This window comes from Lysinibacillus sp. CTST325 (assembly GCF_054665055.1).
Genome location: NZ_BAAFHO010000060.1, coordinates 1 through 304, shown reverse-complemented (window position 1 = coordinate 304; position 304 = coordinate 1). Strand labels below are relative to the sequence as shown.

Annotated in this window: 3 tRNA genes; all 3 read left to right on the top strand. The window is 54.9% G+C overall.

Going from position 1 to position 304, the window contains the following annotated elements:
• Positions 1-50 precede the first annotated feature (50 nt).
• The 3 genes from ACYQ73_RS28350 (at position 51) to ACYQ73_RS28340 (ending at position 300) form a co-directional block, all read left to right on the top strand.
• Positions 51-127 (top strand) — tRNA-Asn (locus tag ACYQ73_RS28350).
• Positions 128-135: 8 nt separating this feature from the next.
• Positions 136-226, top strand: a tRNA-Ser gene (locus ACYQ73_RS28345).
• A 2-nt stretch (positions 227-228) separates the two neighbouring features.
• Positions 229-300: transfer RNA gene (locus ACYQ73_RS28340), tRNA-Glu, on the top strand.
• Positions 301-304 lie beyond the last annotated feature (4 nt).

Here is a 304-nt window from a genome sequence, read left to right as displayed (position 1 = left end):
CCTGATAAGCGTGAGGTCGATGGTTCGAGTCCATTTAGGCCCACCATTATTCCGAAGTAGCTCAGTTGGTAGTAGCACCTGACTGTTAATCAGGTTGTCGCAGGTTCGAGTCCTGCCTTCGGAGCCATTTTTTGTGGGGAAGTACTCAAGAGGCTGAAGAGGCGCCCCTGCTAAGGGTGTAGGTCGGGTAACCGGCGCGAGGGTTCAAATCCCTCCTTCTCCGCCATTGGCCCGTTGGTCAAGTGGTTAAGACACCGCCCTTTCACGGCGGTAACACGGGTTCGAATCCCGTACGGGTCATACT